Below are 26449 nucleotides of genomic sequence, written 5' to 3'. Positions count from 1 at the left end.
GTTGAACTTTTGAAAAAATAAAAGGGGGTAAGGAAATGTTAAAAAGCCGATACATATTGGCGATTATGTTGGTCATGATGCTCATTGTTTCTGCCTGTTCAGCTGAGGATGGAAGTAAAATAAGTAATCAAAAGGATGGAGATAAAAAGGGAGAGAATACGCGGAATAGTTTGGTTTTGGGGACGACTGCTGCTCCAACTATATTTAACCCTTATTATTCAACGGATACGTCAAGTAGCACAATTGAGGGTTTCATTTACAGTGGGTTAGTTACGATCGATCCAGATTTCAATCCAGAAGGTGATTTGGCGGAAAGCTGGGAGTTTTCAGACGATGGTTTAAAATGGACTTTTCATTTAAGAGAAAATGTGAAATGGCATGATGGGGAACCGTTTACTGCAGACGATGTCGTATTTTCTTACGGTATTCCATTAGATAAGGATTATGCTGGACCGCGTGGACTATCATTTGAAATTATTAAGAAAATCAATAAAGTCGATGATTATACAGTAGAATTTGTTCTTAAAGAACCATATGCTCCATTCCTGACTATTACGGCGACGTATGGGGTACTACCAAAGCATATTCTTGGAGAGGTTCCAGTGGCGGACCTTGGCAAAAATATATTTAATACAAAAGAGCCAATTGGGACAGGTCCTTTCAAATTTAAAGAGTGGAAAGAAGGAGAATATATTAATCTCCTTGCCAACGAAGACTATCACCTTGGAAAACCAAAGTTGGATTCCGTTATATATAAAATTGTTCCTGATACAAATACGTTAATTGCACAATTGCAAGTTGGTGACATTAATTTGACTGGTATTTCTCCGCAGTATATTGAAACTGCAAAAAAATTAGAGGAGCAAAAAAAGATTGTCCTATCTACTGGTCCTTCTAATGCATATGAATATATTTCTTACAATTTGAGAAATGAACTATTTCAGGATAAATCAGTTCGTCATGCATTAACGCATGCAATCGATAAAGATGCAATTGTTCAATCGATATTGGATGGAGCTGGAATTGTTGCAGATGGACCGGGTAGTCCGGCAAACTGGGCTTTTAACGGCGATATGCCAAAGTATGAATACGATCCAGCAAAGGCAAAAGCCTTGTTGAAAGAGGCTGGATGGAAACCGGGGCCAGACGGGATTTTAGTGAAGGATGGCAAGAAATTTGAATTTGTATTGAAAACAACTTCTGCAAACGAAATTCGTCAGCAAATTGCTGAAGTTGCTCAACAACAGTGGGCTGAAATCGGGGTTAAGGTATCCATCGAGTTACTTGAATGGAGCGCATACATTGAACAAATAAGTCCTCCGAATTGGAACTTTGATGCAATGGTGACTGGTATGTCAATTGGGAGTGACCCAGATCCGACTTGGTTCTGGCATACTTCTGAAATTAAGAATGGTCTGAATTACAACGCCTTTTCTAATAAGCGAGTAGATGAATTGCTGTCACAAAATACATTGGTTTCAGATATCGAAAAACGGAAAAAAATAATTGCAGAAGCCGATCGAATTGTTGCTGAGGAGCAACCGAATACATTTTTATATTTTGTGGAGGGGACTTTAGCAAGTGCACCTAATCTTCATGGACCAAAATTCAATGCAGCGAACACGTATTATCGCATTCACGAATGGTATATCAAATGATTTTTGAAAATCTTTACTAACCATTTTTTTGTAGCAAAGATTCTGTTAGTAGAAGCGAACATCTCCATTCTTATATTGGAGATGTTCGCTCATGATAACATTGTTGAAATGGGTGGAATCTTTTCGAATGGTCATTTGAATGTTAACTCTCAATATGCAATTATTTGTGTATCCGGAGAGTAGTCCTAAAAAACTTTGAAAGAAGGGGCGGGCTGGGGATGACTATATATATTGTAAGAAGGACATTAATGGCAATTCCATTACTTTTTATAATAACCATCATTTCATTTACAATGATGAAAATGGCGCCCGGTGATCCAACTGCGTTAATGATGGATCCTATGATAAAACAAGAAAACTTGGCCGCATATAAGGAAGCATATGGGTTAAATGATAATGTTTTTGTGCAATATTTTCGATGGTTAGGAAACATGGTTCAAGGAAATTTCGGAGAATCATTGATTCGGCAAGGAGTACCGGTTAGTGATTTGATTTTGGCTAGACTTCCGAATACCTTAATATTAATGCTTGTATCGTCGATTATTGCTTTTCTGATTTCGATTCCACTTGGAGTCATCTCTGCAACTAAACGAAATTCATTAACAGATTATTCGATTACGTTTGTCTCTTTTTTAGGAATTGCAACACCTAACTTCTGGGTAGGTCTTTTATTGATCATGTTCATGTCTGTGCAAATGGGATGGTTTCCAATTGGTGGGGTAGCTACACTTGGAGAACCGTTTAACATTTGGGACCGTCTACATCATTTAGTACTGCCTGCCTTTGTACTTGCAACTGCGGACATGGCGGGGTTAACGAGGTATTCCCGTTCCAGTATGCTAGATGTGCTCCGTCAAGATTATATTCGTACGGCTAAAGCAAATGGATTTAAAAATAGTACAGTTATTTTTAAACATGGACTTCGGAATGGGTTAATCCCTATTATCACGATTGTCGGATTGATGTTACCATCATTTATCGGTGGCTCGGTCATAGTAGAAAGTATATTTGCTTGGCCGGGGATCGGATTGCTTTTTATGGATGCGGCATTCCAGCGGGATTATCCAGTAATTATGGCGATTATCGTAATAGCTGCAACATTAGTTGTTTTAGGTAACTTGATAGCTGATATACTGTATGCTGTTTTCGATCCGCGAATCGAGTATTAGGAGGGGATTGAAGTGACGCTTCCAAGACAAGATATAATGGCAAATGAAGTATTACTCTTAGAGGGGCAAAATCATGCCCATGAATCTATTTGGAGAATAATGCTGAACAAGTTTATGAAAAACAAACTTGCAGTGCTTGGTGTAGTTATGTTGTTTATTATCATTGGCTGTGCAATATTTGCTCCGTGGTTAGCACCGCAAGATCCGAGCAAACAAGTATTGACGGACAAGCTGAGCCCACCGGGTGAAAAATATATTTTAGGAGCAGATAATTTAGGGCGTGACACATTAAGTCGACTGCTTTATGGTGCAAGGATTTCTCTTCTTGTTGGTTTTGCTTCTGTTGCGGGATCCATTTTCATCGGAACGGTTGTCGGTGCAGTAGCAGGTTACTATGGGGGAAAGCTTGATGCCTTTCTAATGCGGTTTGTAGACGCGGTTATCTCGTTTCCATCCTTATTCTTATTAATCACACTGGTGACTATTTTTGAGCCTAGCGTCATGACATTAATTGCTATATTTGCAATTTTTGGTTGGACAGGAACTGCCCGATTGGTACGAGGGGAGTTTTTGGCACTTCGTTCGGCTGAATTTGTGTTGGCGGCAAGGACGCTGGGCATTAAAAATATAAGAATCATCTTCTCACATATTTTGCCTAATGCGATGGGGCCGATTATTGTGTCTGCTACATTGGGTATCGGTGGCGTTATTTTGGCGGAGGCGGCTTTAAGCTATCTTGGCCTTGGTATCCAACCTCCAATCCCGAGTTGGGGAAATATGTTGCAAAGTGCACAGAACCCTCAGATCATGCTTGGAGCATGGTGGTATCCTCTTTTCCCAGGTTTTATGATACTGATTACGGTCTTGGCATTTAACTTTGTAGGGGATGGATTACGTGATGCATTCGACCCGAAAATAAGTGAATAGCAGAATAAAAAAGAAGACATTTCCTTAGATTGGAATCGTCTTCTTTTTCATATCTTTTGAATAAAAAACTATTTATTTAAATAATTTTAGACAGTTGTACAGAAATGTATACATATCTGTATGTTCTTCGATAATTTTTACAATAGGTTTTCCAAGTCCGTGTCCAGCATCTTTTTCAATTCGTAAAAGAATAGGTGCTTCACCTTCTTGAGCTTCCTGAAGAGTTGCTACATATTTAAAGGAGTGCAGTGGTACAACGCGATCATCTGAATCGGCAGTTGTAACAAGAGTAGCTGGATAGCTTTGCTTGGTAATGTTATGAAGCGGTGAATAAGCATAAATGGATTTGAAGTGCTCCGCATTTTTTTCTGCATTTCCAAATTCAGATGTCCAAAAGCGGCCAACTGTGAAGTGCTGATACCGCAGCATATCTGTTACGGGCACTTGGCAAATGATCGCTGCAAAAAGGTCGGGACGTTGGTTCATACATGCTGAAACCAACAGACCTCCATTACTTCCTCCCATAATGGCAAGCTTCGAAGGATTAGTATAGTTGTGCTGAATAAGCCATTCCCCTGCAGCAATAAAATCATCGAATACTTGCTGTTTCCTATTAAATGTCCCTGCTTGGTGCCATGCTTCACCGTACTCGCCACCACCTCGGATATTTGCTACTGCAAAAATACCACCATCCTCAACAAACATTGCATTCGAAGCAGAATAGGAAGGGGTTATACTAATATTAAAGCCACCGTATCCATGTAAGAGGACAGGATGGTTTCCAGACAATTCAATCCCCTTTTTATGTGTGATAAACATTGGTATTTTGGTACCGTCTGTTGAAGGATAGAAAACTTGTGTCGTTTCAAATAGGGTGCTATCTAGCCCTTTCTGAGAAGCGAAGATTGTATCAAGGTCGCCTGTCTTTAAATCATAGCGTACGATTGTTGTGGGACTTAAATAAGACGTGTAGCTTATAAAGATTTCTTGTTGTTTTTTATTCGTTGAGATGTCCGTAATTGTAATCATATTTGGTAATTCAATCGTTTTGATAAGTGCTCCTTCTAGCGAGAGCAGATTCAAATGATGCCGTGCGTGTCGCATATAAGAAAGAACAAAATAATCGCCGGTCATTTTTGTAATGTACATGACATCTTGATGTTCGGGAACAATCTCTTTCCACTGTTCTTTTTCAGGATTTTCAATGTCGATAGCGATAATTTTTCCATTCGGTGCGTCTTTATTGGTATATACGTAGAAGACGTTATTTACATTTCCAAGGAATGAGTAATAGGCGTCCCCATCAATAGCCAAAGGGATAAATTCAATTTCACTGTCAATCGGGCGGTAGTAGAGGCGACTTATATTTTCTGTTCCTTTCCAAGATTCAAGAATCAGAAAACGGTAGTCATCTGATAATGTAGCGTTAAACGCCAATTCTTTGTCATCGGGTCTCTCGTGCACAAGTTTGTCCTCAGATTGTGGTGTATCTAAGGTATGAAAGTAGAGACGGTTGTAATTGCTTTCATCTTCTGGTGCTACAGAGCCAGGTTCCGGAAAACGACTATAATAAAAGCCGGTCCCATTCTCTAACCAAGCGATAGTGCTGAATTTACACCAACTAATTATTTCAGGGTAATCAATTCCTGTATCCATATTGCGAATTTTGAATTCCTGCCAGTCACTGCCGTTTTCGGAAATGGCATAAGCCATTAAATTTCCATCTTTATTGAAGGTAATGTTTGTAAGGGCAGTGGTGCCTTCGGGGTTCAATTTATTAGGATCGATGACAATTTCTTGAAAAGCTTCAGAAAGTGTTTTATTTCGATAGAAAACAGGTTGGTTTTGCAAGCCTTTATTTTTATGATAGTAATAATAATTCCCTTTTTTTTGTGGAATGAAGTATTTTTCGTAATTCCAGCGATTTGTCAGTCGTTCTTTTAGAGCCTCTCTTTGTGGAATAGCATTTATATACGCTCGTGTCTTTTCTTGTTGTTGCTCCGTCCATTTTTTCGTATCTGGACTATTTGCGTCTTCTAACCATCTAAAAGGATCTTTTACTATTGTGCCGTGGTAATTGTCTACTACGATTTTTTTTCCGGTTTCCATCTTCATTTTGTAAACACTCCCTATTTTAATGATGTAATATGTGTTTGAAAACGCATATTGTCATATATACATGCAAGTTAGATGCCAATTAGTGTTGATTCAATGGAGCGATCATATGTAAGGGGAATATATGTTTAGAGTAATAAAATTATGAGGTCTGTAAATGTACGGGTTTGAATTCAAAATAGATATTTAATGTTGACCAAGGGCATACAATCGCTCTTGGACTTATTTTTTTCTATATAAATATTAGATATCACATTTTAGTTAATTATATTCGGTCATTAACACTATAAATACATACCTCGCTAGTCTATTAGGAAAAATCAAAAGAAAGCCTCTAAGCAACATCGACTATTAAAGGAATATATTTGTTATTAAATGAACAAAATTAAAAATAATTTGTTTATTTCCAAATGGAATTAGCTTGTGTTTAGGGGGGACTAAACATAAAAAAGAGGGGGACTGAAAATAGAACGACTAAATTAAAACAAGCAATATTAATAATTAGTTAGAAGGGACTGACCCCGAAAGTATAGACAAATAAAAAAGCATCTTCGATTGAATTCGGGTTTAGATACCTAAAATTAAATTAGGACGTGTTTTTTTAGGGGAACAAGAGTGAGTTATCCATATGAAGTGAAAATGAAGGCTATTGAGATGCGAATAGCTAGTATACCAGTAATACCAGTCTTAACTACATTAAATATTAGACATCAAACGGAGATGAATCTATACAGTTAGTGGAGGCATTAAAAGAAACGATGTGTGTGAAGGTTATATGCACATACTTAGGGATTGCACGCTTTACCTAGTATCATTGGAAACAGGCATCTACGGATCCAAAATCTCGTCAAGCAATTGGTATACGCATCTTATCGATATTAACAAGCTGTCAAAGGAAAAGGCATTTTCATGAGCATGTCCCGTTAAGATACGCCCGATGATAATGCCCCCATCTCACGTAAATTGATCAGTGATTATTTTTGTATAGTATTGTCAGCTGTAAACTGATCAGGAGCTATATTCTTTTTTATAGTCATTGCAACGATATATACAATAATGGATACAACGAGAGATTGAACTGCTGGAAGTCCCCATGGAGATACATATTGTGTAAGGTAACCAACAAAGATTCCTGCAAGCATTGCAATAGTCGCCATCCAGTTCCAACCGCTGTGATCTTCCCATTCTTGTTTGCGAACAATGAAGAAATCAGCCATCATGACCCCACCAATTGCTGGGTAAAGCAAAGCCGTCAAGTAAAGGAAATCCATAAAGTAATCAAGAATTCCCATTAAAGCGACAACAATTGCCAAGATAGTACCAAGGAAAGTTAGAAGAGCTCGACCTTTTCCAGAATTCACATTGAAGATATTTGCCAGTGCGAGTCCCATACTGTAATTATTGACAAGTTGTGATGTCCATGTGGCAAACCAAAGAATGAGGAAGCCCCAAATTGGAAAACCAAGTCCCATCATAACGTTAACGATATCGGCATCTCCAACACCAACGGCCATTACAGCACCGACTACGAAAAGGGGGAGACCGACGAGTATGATTCCACTAGGAATAATGAAATTATCTTTCCATGTTGGTTTTGCATAACGTGTATAGTCTGAAGCAATGACCCATTGAGAAACATTCGCCCCGATAACTAAACTGATTGCAGCCCAAATTGTCATTGATGGTTCAGGTTGCCAAGAAGTGATAGTTTCCCACCCAATATTCCTTAGTGCATAATAAATCCCACCTCCGATTAGAATAAGACCGGCAGGAACAGCGATGTAATCTGTCCATTTCATAGAGCTATAACCGATAATAGATGGCAGTGCAAAAAGTAATCCGCAGATAGTCGTTACGATTGCCCAGGCAGTCCAGTTATGCTGGTAATCGATACCGAACATAGCGGAAATCGCATTTCCTGCAACCGCGGTTTGCAATGCCCACCATCCGAGTGAAACAATGAAGATGGTAAAACCGACAATAACCTTTGCCTGAACTGCCCCGAAGCTAGAGCGCGAAATGACGGAGGAAGAACGCCCAGTTTTAGCCCCGATATATCCTTGTAGAGTATTTCCAAGCCATTGAAAACCGAACAATGCAATAACTAATATTAAAAGAATTTTAGATAATCCAAAACTCGCAGTCAATGCTGCACCAACCATTAGAACGGGAATGGTGAATTCTAACCCACCAAAAATCATTGTGGGAGTAAGCCAATGCTGGCGTGAAGATTCGGGAATAGAATCTAATGCTCGGTCTTGATCCATGAAGCCTTCAGAACTCTCTTTTGTTATTCTACTTGCCGCATTTGTTTGTACCATCTTTTTCACATCCTTACTGTAGTTTGTAAAATAGAATAGGAAGGTATAATATCTTCCTATTCTATTTCATTCCCTCAAAAAATAATTAGCTGTTTATCAATGCGTATACTAAATCACATGTGCTATTACCTTTATTGATACACCAATGTGCTTCGCCAGCCGGAATATAAGACGCTTCTCCTGTCTTTATTTCGAAAGACTCTCCACCACTTTCACCGGATAAGCCACCCTTTATGATGAAAGAGTATTCGTGTTCTTCATGGAAATTGGTACCTTCCATTGGGAGTCTTGCTCCTGCTGGGATTGAGACGAATCCGAAATTCACTTCTGCTCCAGGAAATGTATCTTGAAAAAGAGATTGCACAATTTCTTTTGTGATTTTAGGCTGTTCGATTTTCATGATGATACCTCCAAATTATTATGATCTTCCTGGCAACTCCATATAATCAAATGTGTTCGGATCTATATCCACTAGGAAGTATTTTTTCGCTTCTTCTATTGTGAAGTAACCGTTTTTGACGTCTTTCACTACTTTTTCTATTGGACGGTCAAGAGGGTTACCGTAACCACCACCTGTTCCGGTCATTAAACGGATTACATCGTTTTTTTGAAGCTGGTATCGTGGATAAACACCATATGGACCGTCAACTTCGCCGTTTGCCTTATGAATATAAAACTCGTTCGGTGATCCCTCGTGGCCTTTGTTCATTCCCCATGGATAAAATTTGTTTCTACCATAAGTGATTGTTGCGGCTTGGTTATCTGACAACGCCCGATAAGAACGGATAACTCCTTTGCCTCCAATGTACTGTCCTGCACCTGCACCGTTTCCATCTTGACGGAGACTGTACTCGTCGAGCAATACACCATAACGAGTCTCAGCGACTTCTATTGGAACGTTATATGTTTCTCCATCGGCAACACAGAACTGCCCCGAAGCTCCATCTTGTCCATCTGCTCCGCCCCAGCCGCCAACAGAAGGTTCTACAATTAAGAATGGTTCTTTTGTGTCTTGATGATTGCCGGATAAGGTTACGGAACAAACTGACAAATGATGTCCAGCACCGAGACGATCAGGCAAGTGTGGTGCCAGGGCTTTCCATACTAAATCTAAGCTACCTAACAGCGTTTCAAAGTAATTAGAAACTGGAACTGGCCGTTCAGCTGACATAATTGATTTTGGGTCTACAAGTATTTGAAGAGGGCGGAACACACCATCGTTTACATCTTGTTCAGGATTTGTCATCGCGAGAAAAATTACTCGTACTGCTGATACAAGTCCAGTATAAGAGCAGTTCATAGGGCCTGGGACTTGTGGGTGACTTCCACGGAAATCACAAATGAAATCATCATCCGTAATGGTTACTTTTACTTTGATTTGGAATGGTCCATTTCCCATTCCATCTGTATCGATATAATCTACTGCTTCAAAAACACCTTTCGGAAGTTTTTTGATTTCCTGACGTGAAATCGTTTCCCCATGATCTAATAGGTAGTCAATCGCAGCCAAAATGGTTTCTTTATGATGTTTTTTACAAAGCTCTTTTAAGCGGCGGTCTCCTGTACGCAACGCGGCAACCTGTGCCCACATATCTCCTAATGATAAGTCTGGAAAACGAACATTTGAGCGGATGATTTCAACGATACCCTCATTTAATTGATTTTCATCATATAATTTAATGCAATTAAATTGAAGGCCCTCTTGGAAAATATCAACAGCATCATTAGTAAATGACCCTGGATCTTTTCCTCCAACTTCAGTCCAGTGGGCCTTGTTTGCGGAGAATGCAATTAGCTCTCCTTCATAGAAAATCGGCATAACAAGTCCAACATCGGAAAGGTGCGAGCCTCCTCCGTTATAGGGATCGTTGATAATGATGACATCGCCTGGTTTTAGCTTGTCGCCTGGATATTTTTTCAGAGTTTCCTTTACCATAAAGGTAAGCATGCCGATAAATCCGGTTACACCATTTCCTTGCGTAAGAAGGTTTCCTTTAGCATCCGTTAAACCGCTAGCATAATCGAGCACCTCATAAATAATTGGGCTCATCGATGTGCGGGCAAGAGCAACGAACATTTCATCGCCGGCAGCTAAGAGAGAATCTTTAACAATTTCTAGTGTGAATTGATCCACTTTTAGAGAGGTTGTCATTTTATTTGGCCTCCATTTCTATAATGATGTTTCCGTACTCATCCAAATGTAATTTTTGGTTTTCATAAATGACCGTGACAGCCGCTTTTTCTTCTATAACGGCGGGACCGTAGATGAATTCGTAAGACGGCAGCTTTTCGCGGTCATAAATCGGTGTATTAATCCATCCCTTGTGCTCATAGTAAATATTCCGATTTTCTTTTTTAGCCTCATCTACAGTACCGAAACGTGTAATTTTACCGATTTTTGGTTTAGGAACTTTTCCGAAAGCTGTTACATGGATATTGACGATTTCAGTTGGTGAATCTTCAAGTTTAAATGTGTAATTCTTTTCATGTAGGTTATGGAAGTCTTTAATAATTGTTTGTTTGTCTTTCTCGGACCATTTGCCATTTGGAACAGGCACTTTCACTGTATGTTCTTGCCCTAAGTAACGCATGTCCGCAAAGCGATTAAATTCAACATTTTTAGCTGACATACCTTCATGTTCATAATGGGTAAGTGCATGATTTTCAATTTTTTCCCATTGCGCATCCATTTCTACAAGGGAAAGCTCATTCAATCGTTTGATATATGTTTGAATGTAGTCGTGTCGTAAGTCGGTCATTAGCATTCCCCATGCTGAGAATACTGGTGAACCGATTGGTACGACGACTTTTTTTACGCCGAGTTCAAGCGCAAGTGCAGGAGCGTGCATGGAACCACCACCGCCAAATGCTAGTAATGTGAAATCTTGAGGATTATGTCCTTTTCGGATTGAAATCAATTTTAATGCATTTAGCATGTTGGAATTAGCGATACGAATAATGCCAAGTGCTGCTTCCTCTGCAGAAATCCCGAAACGATTACCTATCCTTTCCTGAATAGCTTCTTTGACTGCGCTCATATTCACATCGTAATCGAAGTTTTTGGAGGACAAGCGACCTGTTAACAAGTTTGCATCAGTAGTCGTAGGTTCTGTACCCCCTAACCCATACGCGACTGGTCCTGGTTTAGCTCCAGCCGAATGAGGTCCCACTTTTAATGATCCTGCATTGTCAATCCAAGCTATGGAACCGCCACCGTTTCCAATTTCAACGATATCGACAACAGGTGCTTTAATTGGATATCCTGCATTTCGACTATCTCTTTCAATGTAGTAATCGGTGGAAACTTTCACTTCTCCATTTTCGATAAGTGAACATTTTGCTGTCGTTCCACCTATATCAAAAGCTATGATGTTTTTTTCACCAATAAGTTCCCCTAAGACAGCTGCTCCGAAAATACCGGCTACTGGTCCTGATTCCACCATATTAATCGGGGCTGCTTTAGCATTTTCAAACTTCGTTGTGCCCCCGTTCGATTGCATGATATAACGCTGATCGATATCGATTTTTTCACGCAATTCCGTATCCAATTTATCGATGTATGTCGTTGCAGCAGGTTGTACATATGCATTTAGGACAGCTGTATTTGTTCTTTCATACTCCCGCCATTCTTTTGTAATTTCACTTGATGCAGTTACGAGTATTTCTGGCCATAGTTCTTTAATAATCTTTACCGTTGCCTGTTCGTGCGATGGATTGACATAAGAGTGTATATAGGAGACAGCAATTGCTTCAACACCTTCTCTTTTGAAATAATTCACACATTCTTCGATATCTTTACGGCAAAGCGGCGAAAGGATTTCCCCTTTATAATTCAGGCGCTCATCTACCTCACGGCGCAAATGCCTTTCAACAAAAGGTTCAGGTTTTTTATAGAGGACGTTAAACAGGTCTGGTCGATTACCCCTTGCAATTTCCAAAATATCTCGGAACCCTTTAGTTGTAATCAGTCCTGTTTTGGCACCTTTTCGTTCAGTAAGTGCGTTAATAATTACTGTAGTACCGTGAATAAACATGGAAAGCTCATTTGTGTCGATGTGAGCTTTTTCAATAACGTTCAACACACCTTTTTCATAATTGGGCGGAGTCGTATTAGTTTTTGCAATTCCGATTTGACCAGTTTCATCTACATATACGAGGTCCGTAAATGTACCTCCGATATCTGTTGCTACTCTCATTTATGTCACACTCCTTAAAATAGTTAAAAAATTAATGGTGTTGTTACACTTAATATAGTTGTTAATTCAGAAGTTGGATTTTCCCATGTGTGCAATAATTCGGAAGGAAAATGGATAGCATCTCCTTCTACTAAGTGATGTCTGCCTTCATTAAGATGAAATATAACCTCGCCTTCTATTATGTAGTAAAATTCTTCTCCCGCATGGCTATAGCTATGTTCTTCTTTCCAGTGAGGAGGAAGTACTACCTTTAAAGGTTCAAGCTTTCGGTCGTAAAAAGTACCAGCTAAGCGGGTGTAAAGCTGCTCGCCGCCATTCAATTTGAATACTTTCTGATTAGCTTTCCGCATTAAATAACTATGATTTACTTTTTCTTCTTCAAAAAAGTGAATCATCGATACACCAAATGCGTCTGCTAATTTTTTTAATGATGTAATTGATAAAGAAGAAGCCCCCCTTTCAATGTGCGATAGGAAACTAAGTGATAAGCCTGTTTCTTCACTTAGCTCTTTCAGAGTTAAATTATTATCTAACCGTAATGTCTTGATTTTTTTGTGAATTTCCTCCATGATGAAAAACTCCTTGGAAAATTATAGTGTCGCTATAATAACATTTTAAAACGACTTAATTTTCTGCAAAATTTTATAGTCATACTATAATTACTACGAATATAGCATATCTGAATTCTAAATAAAAGGATTAATTTTAATATTCTGATAATTATGAGTCGCTTTTTTCTGTTTCAAGTGTAAAATTGATGGTGAAGTTGCTGTTTAAACGTAATTTGTTTAGTGTTAAAAAGATTTAAAGTGAAAAAATGTAATCGAAGGTGAAATTTAATAAATTCAGTTGCTATCAGTGATTTTACCTGTAGCTCTGAATTTATTCTTTTTTTCCAGAACTAAGTATCTTATTGAAAGGCGCCATTACTGATTGGAAGTTGAATTGGTGGAACTAGAACCATTTTTATAAGCTATAATAACGCAGCTGCTAAAGCAGGTATTATCGGCATGATGAAACTTGGGCAAAGGAACTTGGTTGTAAGGGTATAACGTCAATGCTGTCGGCCCTGGTTTTACATTAAAGGAAATGGTGAAAAAAATGCCGGAAGAAATCATTGAAAAAATGACAGCAACTATACCTTTGCAAAGGATAGGGAAGCCAGAGGATATTGCAAATGCTTATCTATTTCTTGCATCAGAGGAAGCATCTTATGTTCATTGTTATGTACTTCATGTAGATTGAGCGATCATGATGTAAGGTAATAAAAGTTGTGAGTGAAAATAAATTATGAGTGAAATATGAAATAAACACTTATATAGGCTGCTTACAACTGAATCTTCAGATTGTAAGTTAGACTTTTTTTGTAAGGGTTTAAATTCAAAATAGATATTTAATATTGACCAAGGGCATAATATTGCTCTTGGTTTTTTTTTCTATATAAATATTAGATATCACATTTTTATTTATTACATTACCTATCACTGTGATATTTATAAAATAAAGCAAATAGAGAAAAAAGGGGATTATCTTCTTGGTGGCTTGCTAATGTTAATTGTCTATTTGCTATCAAATCCAAATTTTAGAATATTTTTAGATAATGGTGAGGCAATTAATATCGCACATAGCCTAATTTTCATTTCGTTTTGGAGCTATGTTATATTGGGGCATACGCAGTCTATCTCAGTAACAATGAGAGCAAAAGGTACTGTTTTATGGCCGACTATATTTACAATCTCTAGTATTTGGCTTATTGAAGTACCTGTAGCTTTTGGAAAAAGAATGCACTAAAAACTCTATTGCATTAAATTTAAATAATTATCAAATCGATTAAAGGACCAGGGGCAAAAATTCGCTCTTGGTTCTTTAATATTCTATATAAATAATATAAGATTCTTTAACTTAATAGTCATATATAATAATTACTTGGAAGAATATAAACCTCGCTAGTCTATATATAAAAATCAAAAGCTGGCCACTAAGAAAAAACTAAATAAAAAAGTAATAAAATCCAGTAAGCTTTACTGATAAAGATAATACTAACAAGATCTAGTTCCTTAATTATTCATTATCCTTTAAGACATTCGCATGGATTGAATTTAGTATTGAAAATAATAACCAACCACAACTTATATCAAAACATCACTTTCCCTTTCAATTATAATAAATGTAGGAGAGGAGGTTGAACAAGATGATGCAGGAGATGATAGACTGGATTGAGGAACATTTATTTGATGATTATTCATTAAAGAACTTAGGTAAGGATATGGGTTATTCACCTTATTACTGTTCTTTTACGTTTCATCGAATGGCAGGTATTAGTATTAAAAGATATAAGGCACTAAGGAAAATATATCTGGCAGCAATTGAACTTGAAAAAACAGAACAAAAAACAATTGATATTGCATTCAAATATGGGTTTTCATCACAGGAGGCTTTTTCAAGAGCTTTTAAAACTACTTTTGGTATAAGTCCAAATGCCTTTAGAAAAAATCCTACACCACTACAGTCTTATGTGAAACTTAATATGAATGGCAAAAAGGGAGGTTTTATGATGGATATTTCACAGAAGTTAAAGATTGAAAATTTACAGAATAAAATGAATGAGCAATTCGACAAAGATATTTTGAATGTCTTAAATGGGCAGATGATGTATGAAGAGTTTTCTAAACATCAGTTAATGGGGAAAAGTGATTATGTTCCTTTTAATGAAGCCATGTGTTCGAATGATACATGTTATCCAATATTCAGTGATGAATTTAAAAAGTTAAGAGCTTTAGGCCATGAAGTGTCTTTACAAGATTATGAGAATATCACCATTAACTCTTTAAAACCTCTATTTGTAAATCAATACAAATGCATCGTTTTATGGTTTGGTGAGGACATGTTCTGTCAGATGAATTTGCTAACAATGCTGGCATATTTGGACCAAGTGAATTATAGAGGAAAAGTATTCTTCCATATGGTTAATGAATTGACTTACGATGTTGAAGAGATTGAAGTAATGCCAGCAGGTTACAAAGAAATATATCAACAAGTATTGATCCAACATCAACTTCCAAAAGCTCAAATATTACCTGTCACATACCAAGGTATTAAACTATATTTGGATTATTTAAAAGAAGATAATGAAATCACAGTTTACATAAAAAAACATTTAGAAATGTCACAAGGTGAATTATTGAAAAACTTGTTCCATCTGTTTCCTAATTATGGTTTAGGGGATACGCAATATTTAAAAATGATAAAAAAAATAAAAGAAGAAATAAGTTGATTTAAACTTAAACTAGGCTTGGCATGTAATAGCGCCAAGCCTATAATGACTTAGCTGTTTGATACTATTCCCAAAAACAAACTTGCAATATTTTTTTATCTAAATCATAAAACTCAAAAAAGTTGTTTACTCCGTCAATTTGCAACTCACCTACATCCATTCCTTGTTCAATAGCTTCTTATACGTTGCTTTAATATCTTTAGTAAAAAATATAGGATAAGTTCGGTTTTCAAGAGCAGTATTTCCTTCCTCAATCGTTAACGGTACGTCACCTTTCCAACACTTAAGACTCGGGAGCCTTCAGCTTTATAAACTTCTTAAAACCCTAATAATACTTGATACCAATTGCTTGATTTTTCAATATTACTTACTTGTAAACATAAAGTGTCAATTCTATCTATCATTTAAAATATCACTCCTTTTTAAAGCTATAAAATCTATTCTACCTTTTTATTTTTATTCCATTTTTATATAGTGGCTGTGATAATATTTGCGTTGTAAAAGTAAAAAATGAAAATCATGATTATTATCAGTGGATTCCTTTTTTTAAATATCATTTGACATTTCAGAATTCAAAGCTTAATATAATACTTAACAATTTTGTTCGGGATAGGTAGTAGGTTTCGGGAGCGAGACCACCTTTAGAACAGTTGAGATTAGCATAGCAGAGAAATTGAAGAGTAAGAGTAGTAGTATAGGTGAGGTAGTGTAGAGAGTCAGTGGCTGGTGAAAACTGATCTATCTCCTATATGAATGGACTTATGAGAGCTATTAAGAACCGAAGTGACCCTACTTCTTATTATTAATAGACGTCTAACCTACGTTATGGGTAGTATCTTTTTGATACGCTAAGTGGAAGCATATTATATGCTTCAACTTGAGGTGGCAACGCGGTGAATATCGTCCTCTTGAAAGGAATTTTCCTTTTGAGAGGACTTTTTTTATGCAAAATTTTTTCACAATGAGATGAGCAGAGGAGAGAAATAGTTATGAGTAGAGAGAAATTGAGTTATAGAACGACAGTGAAGAAATTAGCAGGAGATACATTAACACCGATATTAATATTCAATCGCTTGAAAGGACAACGGAAATTTTTGTTGGAAAGCTCAGCGAAATCTGAAGAATCAGGACGTTATTCATTTATTGGAGAGAATCCTATAAAATCCTATTTTGGTAGTGGGAAAAAGTTAATTGAACAACAATTCACAACCGGTAAAAGCTACGAGTATACGGGCGATTTATTAACTCAATTAAAACGATTGATGCCTAGAATTACTGAACAATCCGACTTTCCTTTTACTGGTGGTGCTGTGGGTTATATTGGGTACGGTGCAGCAAAGACGGATTCTATTTTAGATGACGAGTTGGATTTACCAGATGTGAATTTTCAAATATATGAAACAATTATCATTTTTGATCATTTTGAAGATGTCGTTACCATTATGCATACTGCTGTGAATCCAGAACAAGAGAAACCAGATTTAGAAGCTATTGCAGTGGAAATATCGACTGGCAACGAATTGATTGATGAAAACTACCATTTAAGTGAATTTAAAAGCAATGTGACAAGAGAAAAATTTGAATGCCAAGTTCAACAAGCGTTACAACATATACAAAATGGTGAGGTCGAGCAAGTAGTACTTTCACGTCAGCTAGCTGCTGATTTGACTGGAAATCCATTTTCAATTTACCGAAAATTGCGTAAACAGAACCCCTCACCTTATATGTACTATATGGAATTTGATCAACATATTTTAATCGGTGCCTCACCGGAAAGTGTAGTTAGTGTTACTGATCACAAGGTGAAAGTAAATCCAATTGCGGGAACTGTTCGTCGCGGTCAAACAATAGATGAAGATGAACATCAAGCAAGAAAGTTATTACATGATCCGAAAGAAATTGCAGAGCATAATATGTTGCTTGACGAGGCTAGACAGGAATTAACCCATATATGTGCACCTGCTACAGTACGTGTGAAAAACTACATGGAAATTGTTCGATTCGAACACGTCATGCACCTAATGTCAAATGTCGAAGGCAAATTATCACCAGTACTTCATGCTCTAGATGCCCTTTCAACAACATTCCCAACAGGAACGGTGACGGGAAAACCAAAGCACTTGGCAATGGCTATTATTGATGAAATTGAAACAACTCATCGAAGCACATATGGTGGAGCCATTGGTTATATCGGTTTTAACGGAAATATAGATTTTGCTATTACGATTCGATCTATGCTTGTAAAAAACAATAAAGCGTATATTCAAGCTGGAGCAGGAATTGTTAAAGATTCAATTCCTTCTAATGAATTTGACGAGACGGAAGCAAAGGCAAAGTCATTAATCTCTTTCCAAGGTGAATGAACTTACATGAGGAGTGTGCATGATGAAACAATTTATAAAAATGGTAGAGAACAATCAACATTTATTATTTGATGAAATGCTCGAAGCATCAACGCAGATGTTTCAAGATGAAGCAGCATTACATGAGATTCAGGCGTTTTTAATCGCATTAGCGAAAAAAGGCGAGACTGCTCATGAGGTAGCAGCACTTGCGACCGTTATGAAATCTTTTGCTCTAGAGGTAGCTGCTCCGACTGCAAGATATATGGATAATTGCGGTACAGGTGGCGATGGTGTGAACAGTTTTAACATCAGTACAACTGCAGCATTTGTGATGGCTGGTGCAGGAGCGAAGATTGCAAAACATGGTAATCGAAAAATCTCCAGTGCTGCAGGAAGCTCTGATGTACTTGAAGCACTAGGTATTCATACGGATTTATCAGTTGATGAAACAGTTGAACTATTAAATACACATGGAATAGCCTTTCTATACGCACCAAATGTCCATCCGAAACTAAAAAGAATTGGTCAAGTGAGACGTCAAATAGGTAAACCAACGATTTTCAACTTAGTAGGGCCATTAACAAACCCAGTCACTTTAGATACGCAGTTTACAGGAATTAATAGACCTGAATTCACAATGGAATATGCAGCTGTCATGAAGATGCTCGGTCGAGATCGCGGAATTGTCGTATGTGGAGCTGGCGGTATGGATGAAGCATCGCTCGCTGGTCAAAATGATTTTGTTTTAGTAGATCATGACGATTTAATACCATTTTCATTAACACCTGAAGATGTTGGTTTAAAATCTGCACCCCTTGAAGCAATTCGTGGAGGAAATGCAGATGAAAATGCGGTCATTATGCGCACATTACTAGGTGGTAAACGGGATGCATATTTTGATACGGTTGTTTTCAATGCAGCTATTGGCTTATTTGCATACGGATTGGTGGATCGCATTAAGGACGGAGTTGATCTAGCAATTGACACTATTTTAACAGGCAAAGCTTTAGCAAAGTTAGATGCTGTAGTGGCATATAGTGAAGCTCGTAAAAAACAGGAGGTTATAAAATGACGATTTTAGATCGGATTTTAAAAGAAAAAGAAAAGGAGGTTCTAAAATTACTACAAAACCCTCCAGAAAAAATTAAAGGATCAACTAAAAGAACATCTCTTTTTGATGCACTTTATCAAAATAATCGATTACAAATCATTGCTGAGATGAAACGTGCCTCTCCTTCTAAAGGATTAATAAATGAAGGTGCCAATCCAGTGGAGCAAGCTAGTATTTATGAGCAAGCTGGAGCAGCTTGTATTTCAGTGTTAACTGACACTCCTTTTTTCAAAGGATCATTCGAAGATTTGAAAGCAGTATCTAAAGCTGTTGGAATTCCACTTTTATGTAAAGACTTTATCATTCATGAAGTACAAATTGATCAGGCAAAAGCTTCAGGTGCTTCTGTCATCTTATTAATCGTGGCGGCTTTACAACAAGAGAGATTACAAACTCTCTATGAATATGCAAAAAAAACTCAATTAGAAATTCTTGTAGAAGTACATAATACGGATGAACTTCAACAGGCCCTTAAGTTGGATGCTAGATTGATAGGTGTCAATAATCGTGATTTAAAAACATTCGAAGTAGATTTAGCACGTACTGCTGAGATTGCACCCATTTTCCCCTTCCATGAAAAACGAGTATTGATCAGTGAAAGCGGAATGCAATCATCACAGGATGCAGAAATTGTAGCCAATCATGGTGCGAGTGCCATTTTAGTTGGAGAAACATTAATGCGAAGTGGAGAGGTTGCACAAACGTTAGCATCTTTCAAAGTGGAGAAAGGTGTGGAAATACAGTGACGAAAGTAAAAATTTGTGGTCTACAAGAGCCCAAGCATGTACAAACAGCAGTTTTAGCGGGAGCCGATGCCATTGGCTTTGTATTTGCACCGAGTAAACGCCAAATTTCAATTGACAAAGCTAAAGAGCTTGCCAAATTCGTTCCTGAAGGTGTTCTTAAAATTGGCGTTTTTGTAGATCCAACAATTGAAGAGTTAGAGCGAATTGTAGATGCAGTACCACTTGACTATGTGCAGTTTCATGGACATGAGACACCTGAATATATTGAGACTTGTCAGCATCCTTCTATTAAAGCATTAGCAGTTAAAACGGTTGGTGATGTAGAAAATGGATCTAAGTATAATACAGACTATTTATTATTCGATGCCCCAGGAACTGATTTCAAAGGGGGGAGTGGAATGTCTTTCGATTGGAAGCTCCTACAAGGACATGGCATTTCAGAAAATCGACTCATTTTAGCAGGCGGTCTAAATCCTTCAAATGTAGGTGATGCCATTAATCGCGTTAAACCATATATGGTAGATGTCTCAAGCGGTGTAGAAGTGAATGGACGAAAAAGTAATGAGTTAATCAAGGCATTTATTAAAGCTGTAAAAGATGAGGAGAGATCTTAATGGTAAAAGCAATCGTGCAAGAGCAAAAAGGACGTTATGGTAAATTCGGTGGTCAATACGTTCCCGAAACATTAATGACTGCATTAATAGAATTAGAAGAGGCCTATAAGGAAGCTCAACAAGATCCCGCTTTCTATGAAGAATTAAATTACTATTTAAAAGATTATGTAGGGCGTGAAAATCCACTTTATTTTGCAGAACGCTTAACTAAGAAACTTGGCGGTGCGAAAATCTATTTGAAACGGGAAGACCTTAACCATACAGGTGCTCATAAAATTAATAATGCATTAGGTCAAGCACTACTTGCCATGAGAATGGGGAAAAAGAAAATTGTTGCTGAAACAGGTGCCGGTCAACACGGTGTAGCTACTGCAACTGTATGTGCCCTATTTGACTTAGAGTGTATCATTTTCATGGGGAAAGAAGATGTCAGACGACAAGCATTAAACGTTTTCCGTATGGAATTACTTGGTGCAACAGTAGTTTCTGTCGACCAAGGAGCTGGTACGTTAAAAGATGCAGTAAATGAAGCACTTCGTTACTGGGTAGCAAATGTAGAAGATACCCATTATATTTTAGGTTCTGCTCTTGGACCGCATCCATTCCCACAAATTGTACGTGATTTCCAACGTATTATTGGACTTGAAACACGAAAACAAATTGTTGAAAAAGAAGGTAGATTACCAGATGCTATCGTAGCGTGTATCGGTGGTGGTAGTAATGCAATCGGTATGTTCCATCCATTTGTAGACGATGAAGATGTCAAGCTTTACGGAGTAGAAGCGGCAGGAAGTGGACTCGGAACAGGCTTACACGCAGCTGCTATTGCAGATCAAAAAGAAGGCGTATTGCACGGAGCATACATGTATGTGCTGCAAGATGATAATGGCTTTATTCAAGAAGCACATTCTATATCTGCTGGCTTAGACTATCCAGCTGTTGGACCGGAACATTGTCATTTACATGATATCGGTAGAGTGAAGTACGAGGCTGTAACAGATCAAGAAGCATTAGAAGGTTTACAATTATTATCCCGAACAGAAGGAATTATACCAGCACTTGAAAGTTCACATGCCATTTTCTACGCAGCTAATCTTGCAAAGGAAATGAATAAGGACGAAATTTTAGTCATCTGCTTATCAGGTCGTGGAGACAAAGACGTACAAACTGTTCGAGATGCATTAGGAGGGAATAATAATGGCAATTAAAACATTACAAAAAATAATGGAAGCAAAAGTAGCAGAAGGTGAAAAAGCGTTTGTTGCTTACATTATGGCAGGGGATGGGGGACTAGATTCCCTTCGCGAACAGATATTGTTTTTACAAGATAGTGGTGTAACTGCTATAGAGCTAGGTATTCCATTTACAGATCCGGTTGCAGATGGACCAGTTATCCAAGAGGCAGGACTTCGTGCACTAGAAGCCGGTGCTAACCTACGTAATATATTAAAAACTATTTCTACATTTAAAGAAGAAATTCACACTCCGCTTGTAGTAATGACTTATTTGAACCCAATCATTGCATATGGAATTCAGAATTTCATCAAAGCATGTGAACAAAGTGGAGTAAGTGGCCTAATCATTCCTGATTTACCATTAGAAGAATCTACTATTATCACAAGTGAATTACAAGGTACAGATATTGCACTTATTCAACTCGTATCATTAACAAGTCCGCAACAACGTATTGAAAAAATTGCTAAAGCTGCTGAAGGATTTATCTATGCTGTAACTGTTAATGGTACCACAGGTGTAAGACAAGATTTTACAGAGCACCTTGAACATCATTTAGCTAATTTGAAAAAATTAAGCCACGTACCGGTGCTTGCAGGGTTTGGTATTTCAAATGCACAGCAAGTAAAAGAAATTAGTGCAATGGCAGATGGCGTCATTGTAGGTAGTGCCATTGTTCAAGCTTTCCATGAAGGTAAAATGGAACAAATTACAGAGTTGTTAAATAAACAAACTGTGTAAAATGCAAACCCCCATACAAATTAGAGATATGTATGGGGGTATTTTGTTTTCGAGAAGAATAAAGTTGTTTCTGTACATTAGTTAATTGAAGAACGCTTTAATCGAAATTTGTATTATTCCTGCATTTTCGAAACTTTTCTGTTATTGAGAGGTTGCACAGGTCTGTTGTTATTTGAAATTATAGATTTAAATGCGTCAATTTGATCTTTCGACATTTCAATGGGTTGCTGCATAATTGACCACTTTACACCTTCTGAACAAGGTGGCGTAGTTAAAGAACCACTGTATCGATATACTTTCTTGTTAGTAGGTAATAATTTAGCAAGGTTTATAGTATTGGTTAATGGAATGTCTGCTTCTGTAATATTAGATGGTAATTTCGACCAAACATCAGTTAATAACTTATTTTCATTACCGGCATTGATCAGTATTCCGAGAACAGCCTTCTCTCCTTTGCTATTTTCATGCACAAGATGAGCCTCCATTGCAAAATGTTGGCCATTAATTAGATGCTCGCTCGGTGTATGGAAGTGTATTCTTAAAAAAGTGTATTTTTCACCGTCTATTACTATCGAGTTTTTTCCAGAAACATCAGTAGCTTGTATATTGTGTCCGTCATTCATAAGCTTAAAAAGTGTAGGCTGATAGTTAATTTTAATGTCTCCTAAAGTTTTGTCCACCATTACATCTTCAAGGTCAATGTTTATTGGAGATTGTTCTGTACCTTTACCACACATTGAAAATGAGGAATCTAATCTTGCCCAATTATTTGGAGCGGTATCTCCATCATAAGACCACTCTATTGGTTGCGCTGTTGTTGCAACTTTTTCTTCTTCTAGCTTTTTTTCTGGTGCATAAGTTAGAGAACCATAAACGGCTACCGAGATACAGGCAGATGCTACAAATATTCCGATAAAATTTTTGATTTCCATGAACTTCACTCCTTTTTGCAGAAGCTAATATCCTTTACCAAGTTGCTTCTTACAAATAAGGTAACCATAAATTGTTGTTATTAATTGAAAGATTGATAAAAAGTGAAAATATTTTTAAATACCATTCAAATAAGTGAAATATGTTATCAATTGTGCAGATTTTTGTTTTGATATCGTTTTAAAACAAGCGGCAGAAACGGTGGAATAATTATATAGATATAAAGCATACGGAACACTTGATATATAGTGATTGTAGAGACATCCGCTCCAACTTCGTGCGCGATAATACCCATTTGATCCATACCACCTGGAGCTAGACTTAAAAATCCAGTCATAATGGATGTATTCTCTAAACTTACCATTACAAAAACGCTTAATAAAAAAGTAACAGCAATTAATAATAAGCTGCTTGTAAATGCTAATGTAAACATCCGCTTCTTATGATGTAAATTTTCTAGCTTTAACAATAAACCAATATGTGTTCCTACAAGTAATTGACAAATGCTAAGTACACCATTCGGCAGAGGAGAAGCTTGTAAAAATGTTACATTGCAAAGAAGTGTAACAATTATTGGTCCTAGTATATAGGGAGCAGGAACATGTAGCTTTTTCGATACTTTCATTCCTAGAAAGCAAAGTATGGAAAATAGAGATAATGTAACGTAGTTAATATCACTAACTGTTTCTATAACATAATGATTAGAGGAGTCGGATTGTATCCAGGGTAAATGAAGAACAATTGGCACTAAAAAAACAACCATAATTACACGAATAGTATGAAAGAAAGTAACGGTCGTCATATCTATACCTTCCATCTCTTCTACATAAATAAGAATCTGAGAAAGGCCACCTGGCACACTACTTGTTAAAGCAGTAGGATAATCCATATGAGCAACTTTAGCGACGATAAATGCAAAAACAATGCTAATAATAAAAGTAACAGTCGTAATCCCAAACATCACCGGAATATGTCGTACCATGTCAACTAAAATCTCTGTTGTAAAAGTACTTCCAAGTGAATACGCAATTACTAGTAAACCTGCATTCCGAAAAGTCTTAGGCCACTTAAGTTGCAAGTGAAATATCTTAGTAGCAATTAATACAGATGTCATTGGACCAAGTAAATAGGGAACCGGGGCATGTATAAGTAGAAATAATAGTACGCCTAAAAATGCGATAGCTGCAGTCAGTATAACTTGAATTGTTGTATTGTTCATAATCATAATCCTCTTTCGATTAATATGTGCTCTATTTATTATGACAGATACTATTGATTTATTATTAATCTTTCTATTGAAAACTATGATAGTAACTCAATATTTACTTTTAGTACCAGAAGAATACTAAAATAGGGGAGTAACAGAGACAGTATCATAGATATCATCCTGAAGAGTAAAAGAACTTAATAGGTACAATAAATACGAAATCGTCTATAACGATACATATGGTTGAAGACTTATTAAGATTATGTAAATAACAACAAAAAAACTGCTACTAGCAAGCTAGTAAGCAGTTTTCGTAAGTTGAAAGTCGAAAGATAGATTATTTTATGCCAGTGTTTGCTTTAACTGTAACTTCAGCATATTTACGAGCATCTGATTTAGCACCAACTAATGTACCAATCCAGCCTGCAAGGAAACCAGCAGGAACAGAAATGATTGCCGGGTTAGTTAATGGGAATAGAGCAGTACCAGTAAAGATTGCAGTACCTTCTGGATTCCAAAGGTTAGGGCTTACTACTACAAGTACTAGAGCAGTAACAAGACCAGTGATCATTGCAGCCATTGCACCAGTTGTATTGAACTTTTTGTAGTAGATCGTGTAAATGATAACAGGTAAGTTCGCACTTGCTGCGATACAGAATGCTAAAGATACTAAGAATGCAACGTTCATTGTTTGAGCACCTAGAGCTAAGATAATAGAGAATACTGCTACACCGATAGAAGCAAGGCGAGCTGCTTTCATCTGTTCTTTTTCTGTTACTTTACCTTTTTTGATAATTTGTCCATAAATATCATGAGCGAATGCAGATGCACCAGATAATACTAGTCCTGCTACTACAGCTAAGATTGTTGCAAATGCAACCGCACAGATGAATGACATTAACATGTCGCCGCCAAGTGCTTGAGCTAATAGTGGTGCAGCCATGTTACCAGCAGCATTTGCACTGATAATTTTCTCAGAACCAACAAATGCAGCAGCACCGAATCCTAAGAAAATAGTTAAGATGTAGAAAATACCTACGATCCAAGTTGCGTAAACAACTGAACTACGAGCAGTTTTTGCATCTTTAACAGTGAAGAAACGCATTAGGATATGTGGTAAACCAGCAGTACCAAGAACTAGGGCAATCATCATTGACATAGTATCTACGCCGTTCGAATATTTTGCACCTGCAACTAAGTAACCCTCTCCATGTGGAGTTGCTGTTTTCATAGTATTGAACATTTCAATTATATTGAAGTTGAATTTCATTAGAACCATTACCGAAATAATAACTGTACCAATCATCAATAAAACGGCTTTAATGATTTGAACCCAACTTGTTGCAGCCATCCCGCCCCAAAGAACGTAGATTGTCATCATAACACCAACAAGAAGTACTGCAACCCAATAATCAATACCTAATAATAATTGAATAAGTCCGCCTGCACCAACTAGCTGTGCAATCATGTAGAATAGTACAATTACAATTGTGCTTACTGCAGCAGTTCCACGAACTTTCTTTTGATCAAAGCGAGCAGTGATCATATCTGCTAAAGTGTAGCGACCAAGATTTCGTAATGGCTCAGCTACGATATATAACACAACTAAGTAAGCTACTAAGTAACCAATACTATAAAAGAAACCGTCAAATCCGAATAAAGCAATTGCACCAGCGATACCTAAGAATGATGCAGCTGATAAGTAGTCACCAGCAATCGCGATACCATTTTGCCAACCGGTTAAACCTCCACCCGCAGTATAGAATTCACTAGCTGAGTTTGTTTGCTTTGATGCAAGGTATGTAACAAATAGTGTTAAACCTACGATTGCTACGAAGAAAAAAATACCGATCATACTCATA

Annotated in this window: 21 protein-coding genes, 1 pseudogene and 1 other annotated feature; of the genes and pseudogenes, 13 read left to right on the top strand and 9 right to left on the bottom strand. The window is 37.2% G+C overall.

The annotated features are described in order from the left end of the window. Window positions 1-35: 35 nt before the first annotated feature. The 3 genes from AC3IS5_RS11250 to opp4C all read left to right on the top strand — a co-directional run bounded on the left by AC3IS5_RS11250 (window position 36) and on the right by opp4C (window position 3754). On the top strand, window positions 36-1658 hold the full coding sequence (locus AC3IS5_RS11250; RefSeq protein ID WP_489424494.1) for a peptide-binding protein: 1623 nt from the start codon (window positions 36-38) through the stop codon (window positions 1656-1658). A gap of 218 nt (window positions 1659-1876) precedes the next feature. Further along, a complete protein-coding gene (locus AC3IS5_RS11245) occupies window positions 1877-2827 on the top strand; it encodes an ABC transporter permease (protein WP_489424493.1) in 951 nt (316 codons plus the stop codon). A gap of 36 nt (window positions 2828-2863) precedes the next feature. Next, the gene (opp4C, locus tag AC3IS5_RS11240; RefSeq protein WP_489427867.1) at window positions 2864-3754 is read left to right on the top strand and encodes an oligopeptide ABC transporter permease; all 891 of its coding nucleotides are present in this window, start codon (window positions 2864-2866) and stop codon (window positions 3752-3754) included. A 72-nt stretch (window positions 3755-3826) separates the two neighbouring features. Here the strand turns inward: opp4C and AC3IS5_RS11235 are convergent, their stop codons facing one another. After that, window positions 3827-5869 carry a prolyl oligopeptidase family serine peptidase gene (locus AC3IS5_RS11235; protein ID WP_489424492.1) on the bottom strand — a complete coding sequence of 681 codons (2043 nt, stop codon included), beginning with the start codon at window positions 5867-5869 and terminating at the stop codon, window positions 3827-3829. Window positions 5870-6484: 615 nt separating this feature from the next. On the opposite strand from AC3IS5_RS11235, the gene AC3IS5_RS11230 reads away from it, so the two are divergent. Next, window positions 6485-6607 carry a hypothetical protein gene (locus AC3IS5_RS11230; protein ID WP_489424491.1) on the top strand — a complete coding sequence of 41 codons (123 nt, stop codon included), beginning with the start codon at window positions 6485-6487 and terminating at the stop codon, window positions 6605-6607. Window positions 6608-6843: 236 nt separating this feature from the next. On the opposite strand, the gene AC3IS5_RS11225 is transcribed toward AC3IS5_RS11230, so the two are convergent. From AC3IS5_RS11225 to AC3IS5_RS11205, 5 genes are all read right to left on the bottom strand, one after another. Next, complete coding sequence (locus tag AC3IS5_RS11225) at window positions 6844-8190, bottom strand: purine-cytosine permease family protein (protein WP_489424490.1); 1347 nt, start codon at window positions 8188-8190, stop codon at window positions 6844-6846. An 85-nt stretch (window positions 8191-8275) separates the two neighbouring features. Continuing rightward, the gene (locus AC3IS5_RS11220) at window positions 8276-8590 is read right to left on the bottom strand and encodes a cupin domain-containing protein (RefSeq protein WP_489424489.1); all 315 of its coding nucleotides are present in this window, start codon (window positions 8588-8590) and stop codon (window positions 8276-8278) included. Window positions 8591-8608: 18 nt separating this feature from the next. Next, window positions 8609-10342 (bottom strand): hydantoinase B/oxoprolinase family protein, encoded by a 1734-nt coding sequence (locus AC3IS5_RS11215; protein ID WP_489424488.1) that lies wholly within the window; start codon window positions 10340-10342, stop codon window positions 8609-8611. A gap of 1 nt (window position 10343) precedes the next feature. Further along, the gene (locus AC3IS5_RS11210; protein WP_489424487.1) at window positions 10344-12386 is read right to left on the bottom strand and encodes a hydantoinase/oxoprolinase family protein; all 2043 of its coding nucleotides are present in this window, start codon (window positions 12384-12386) and stop codon (window positions 10344-10346) included. Between the two features lie 23 nt (window positions 12387-12409). Beyond that, window positions 12410-12955: a helix-turn-helix domain-containing protein gene (locus AC3IS5_RS11205; RefSeq protein ID WP_489424486.1), complete on the bottom strand. Its 546-nt coding sequence runs from the start codon at window positions 12953-12955 to the stop codon at window positions 12410-12412. 408 nt (window positions 12956-13363) lie between these two features. Between AC3IS5_RS11205 and AC3IS5_RS11200 the strand changes: the two are divergent. The 9 genes and pseudogenes from AC3IS5_RS11200 to trpA form a co-directional block, all read left to right on the top strand. Then, window positions 13364-13631: pseudogene (locus AC3IS5_RS11200) on the top strand (SDR family oxidoreductase); the annotation flags it as partial. A gap of 297 nt (window positions 13632-13928) precedes the next feature. Continuing rightward, window positions 13929-14177, top strand: coding sequence for an MATE family efflux transporter (locus tag AC3IS5_RS11195; RefSeq protein ID WP_489424485.1), 249 nt, complete (start codon window positions 13929-13931; stop codon window positions 14175-14177). A gap of 391 nt (window positions 14178-14568) precedes the next feature. Continuing rightward, the gene (locus AC3IS5_RS11190) at window positions 14569-15660 is read left to right on the top strand and encodes a helix-turn-helix domain-containing protein (protein ID WP_489424484.1); all 1092 of its coding nucleotides are present in this window, start codon (window positions 14569-14571) and stop codon (window positions 15658-15660) included. Window positions 15661-16327: 667 nt separating this feature from the next. Beyond that, window positions 16328-16571, top strand: a binding site (T-box leader). A gap of 78 nt (window positions 16572-16649) precedes the next feature. Then, window positions 16650-18023 carry an anthranilate synthase component I family protein gene (locus tag AC3IS5_RS11185; protein ID WP_489424483.1) on the top strand — a complete coding sequence of 458 codons (1374 nt, stop codon included), beginning with the start codon at window positions 16650-16652 and terminating at the stop codon, window positions 18021-18023. A gap of 22 nt (window positions 18024-18045) precedes the next feature. Further along, window positions 18046-19077: an anthranilate phosphoribosyltransferase gene (gene trpD / locus AC3IS5_RS11180; RefSeq protein ID WP_489424482.1), complete on the top strand. Its 1032-nt coding sequence runs from the start codon at window positions 18046-18048 to the stop codon at window positions 19075-19077. Further along, a complete protein-coding gene (gene trpC / locus AC3IS5_RS11175) occupies window positions 19074-19862 on the top strand; it encodes an indole-3-glycerol phosphate synthase TrpC (protein ID WP_489424481.1) in 789 nt (262 codons plus the stop codon). Before trpD ends, trpC begins: the two co-directional genes overlap by 4 nt. Continuing rightward, window positions 19859-20476, top strand: coding sequence for a phosphoribosylanthranilate isomerase (locus AC3IS5_RS11170; RefSeq protein ID WP_489424480.1), 618 nt, complete (start codon window positions 19859-19861; stop codon window positions 20474-20476). The genes trpC and AC3IS5_RS11170 overlap by 4 nt, the downstream gene beginning before the upstream one ends. After that, entirely contained in the window at window positions 20476-21684 is a 1209-nt protein-coding gene (trpB, locus tag AC3IS5_RS11165) for a tryptophan synthase subunit beta (protein WP_489424479.1), read from the top strand. The genes AC3IS5_RS11170 and trpB overlap by 1 nt, the downstream gene beginning before the upstream one ends. Beyond that, window positions 21674-22450, top strand: coding sequence for a tryptophan synthase subunit alpha (gene trpA, locus AC3IS5_RS11160; protein ID WP_489424478.1), 777 nt, complete (start codon window positions 21674-21676; stop codon window positions 22448-22450). The genes trpB and trpA overlap by 11 nt, the downstream gene beginning before the upstream one ends. A 113-nt stretch (window positions 22451-22563) precedes the next feature. On the opposite strand, the gene AC3IS5_RS11155 is transcribed toward trpA, so the two are convergent. The 3 genes from AC3IS5_RS11155 to AC3IS5_RS11145 form a co-directional block, all read right to left on the bottom strand. Next, a complete protein-coding gene (locus tag AC3IS5_RS11155) occupies window positions 22564-23382 on the bottom strand; it encodes a carbonic anhydrase (RefSeq protein WP_489424477.1) in 819 nt (272 codons plus the stop codon). A gap of 146 nt (window positions 23383-23528) precedes the next feature. Continuing rightward, entirely contained in the window at window positions 23529-24599 is a 1071-nt protein-coding gene (locus tag AC3IS5_RS11150) for an AbrB family transcriptional regulator (protein WP_489424476.1), read from the bottom strand. A gap of 325 nt (window positions 24600-24924) precedes the next feature. Next, window positions 24925-26448 (bottom strand): solute symporter family protein, encoded by a 1524-nt coding sequence (locus AC3IS5_RS11145; RefSeq protein WP_489427866.1) that lies wholly within the window; start codon window positions 26446-26448, stop codon window positions 24925-24927. Window position 26449: the final 1 nt, after the last annotated feature.

The sequence above is a fragment of the Viridibacillus sp. KH_047 genome, from assembly GCF_057838945.1.
The sequence above is the reverse complement of the archived record's forward strand: the minus strand, read 5'-3'. Positions and strand labels throughout refer to the sequence as shown.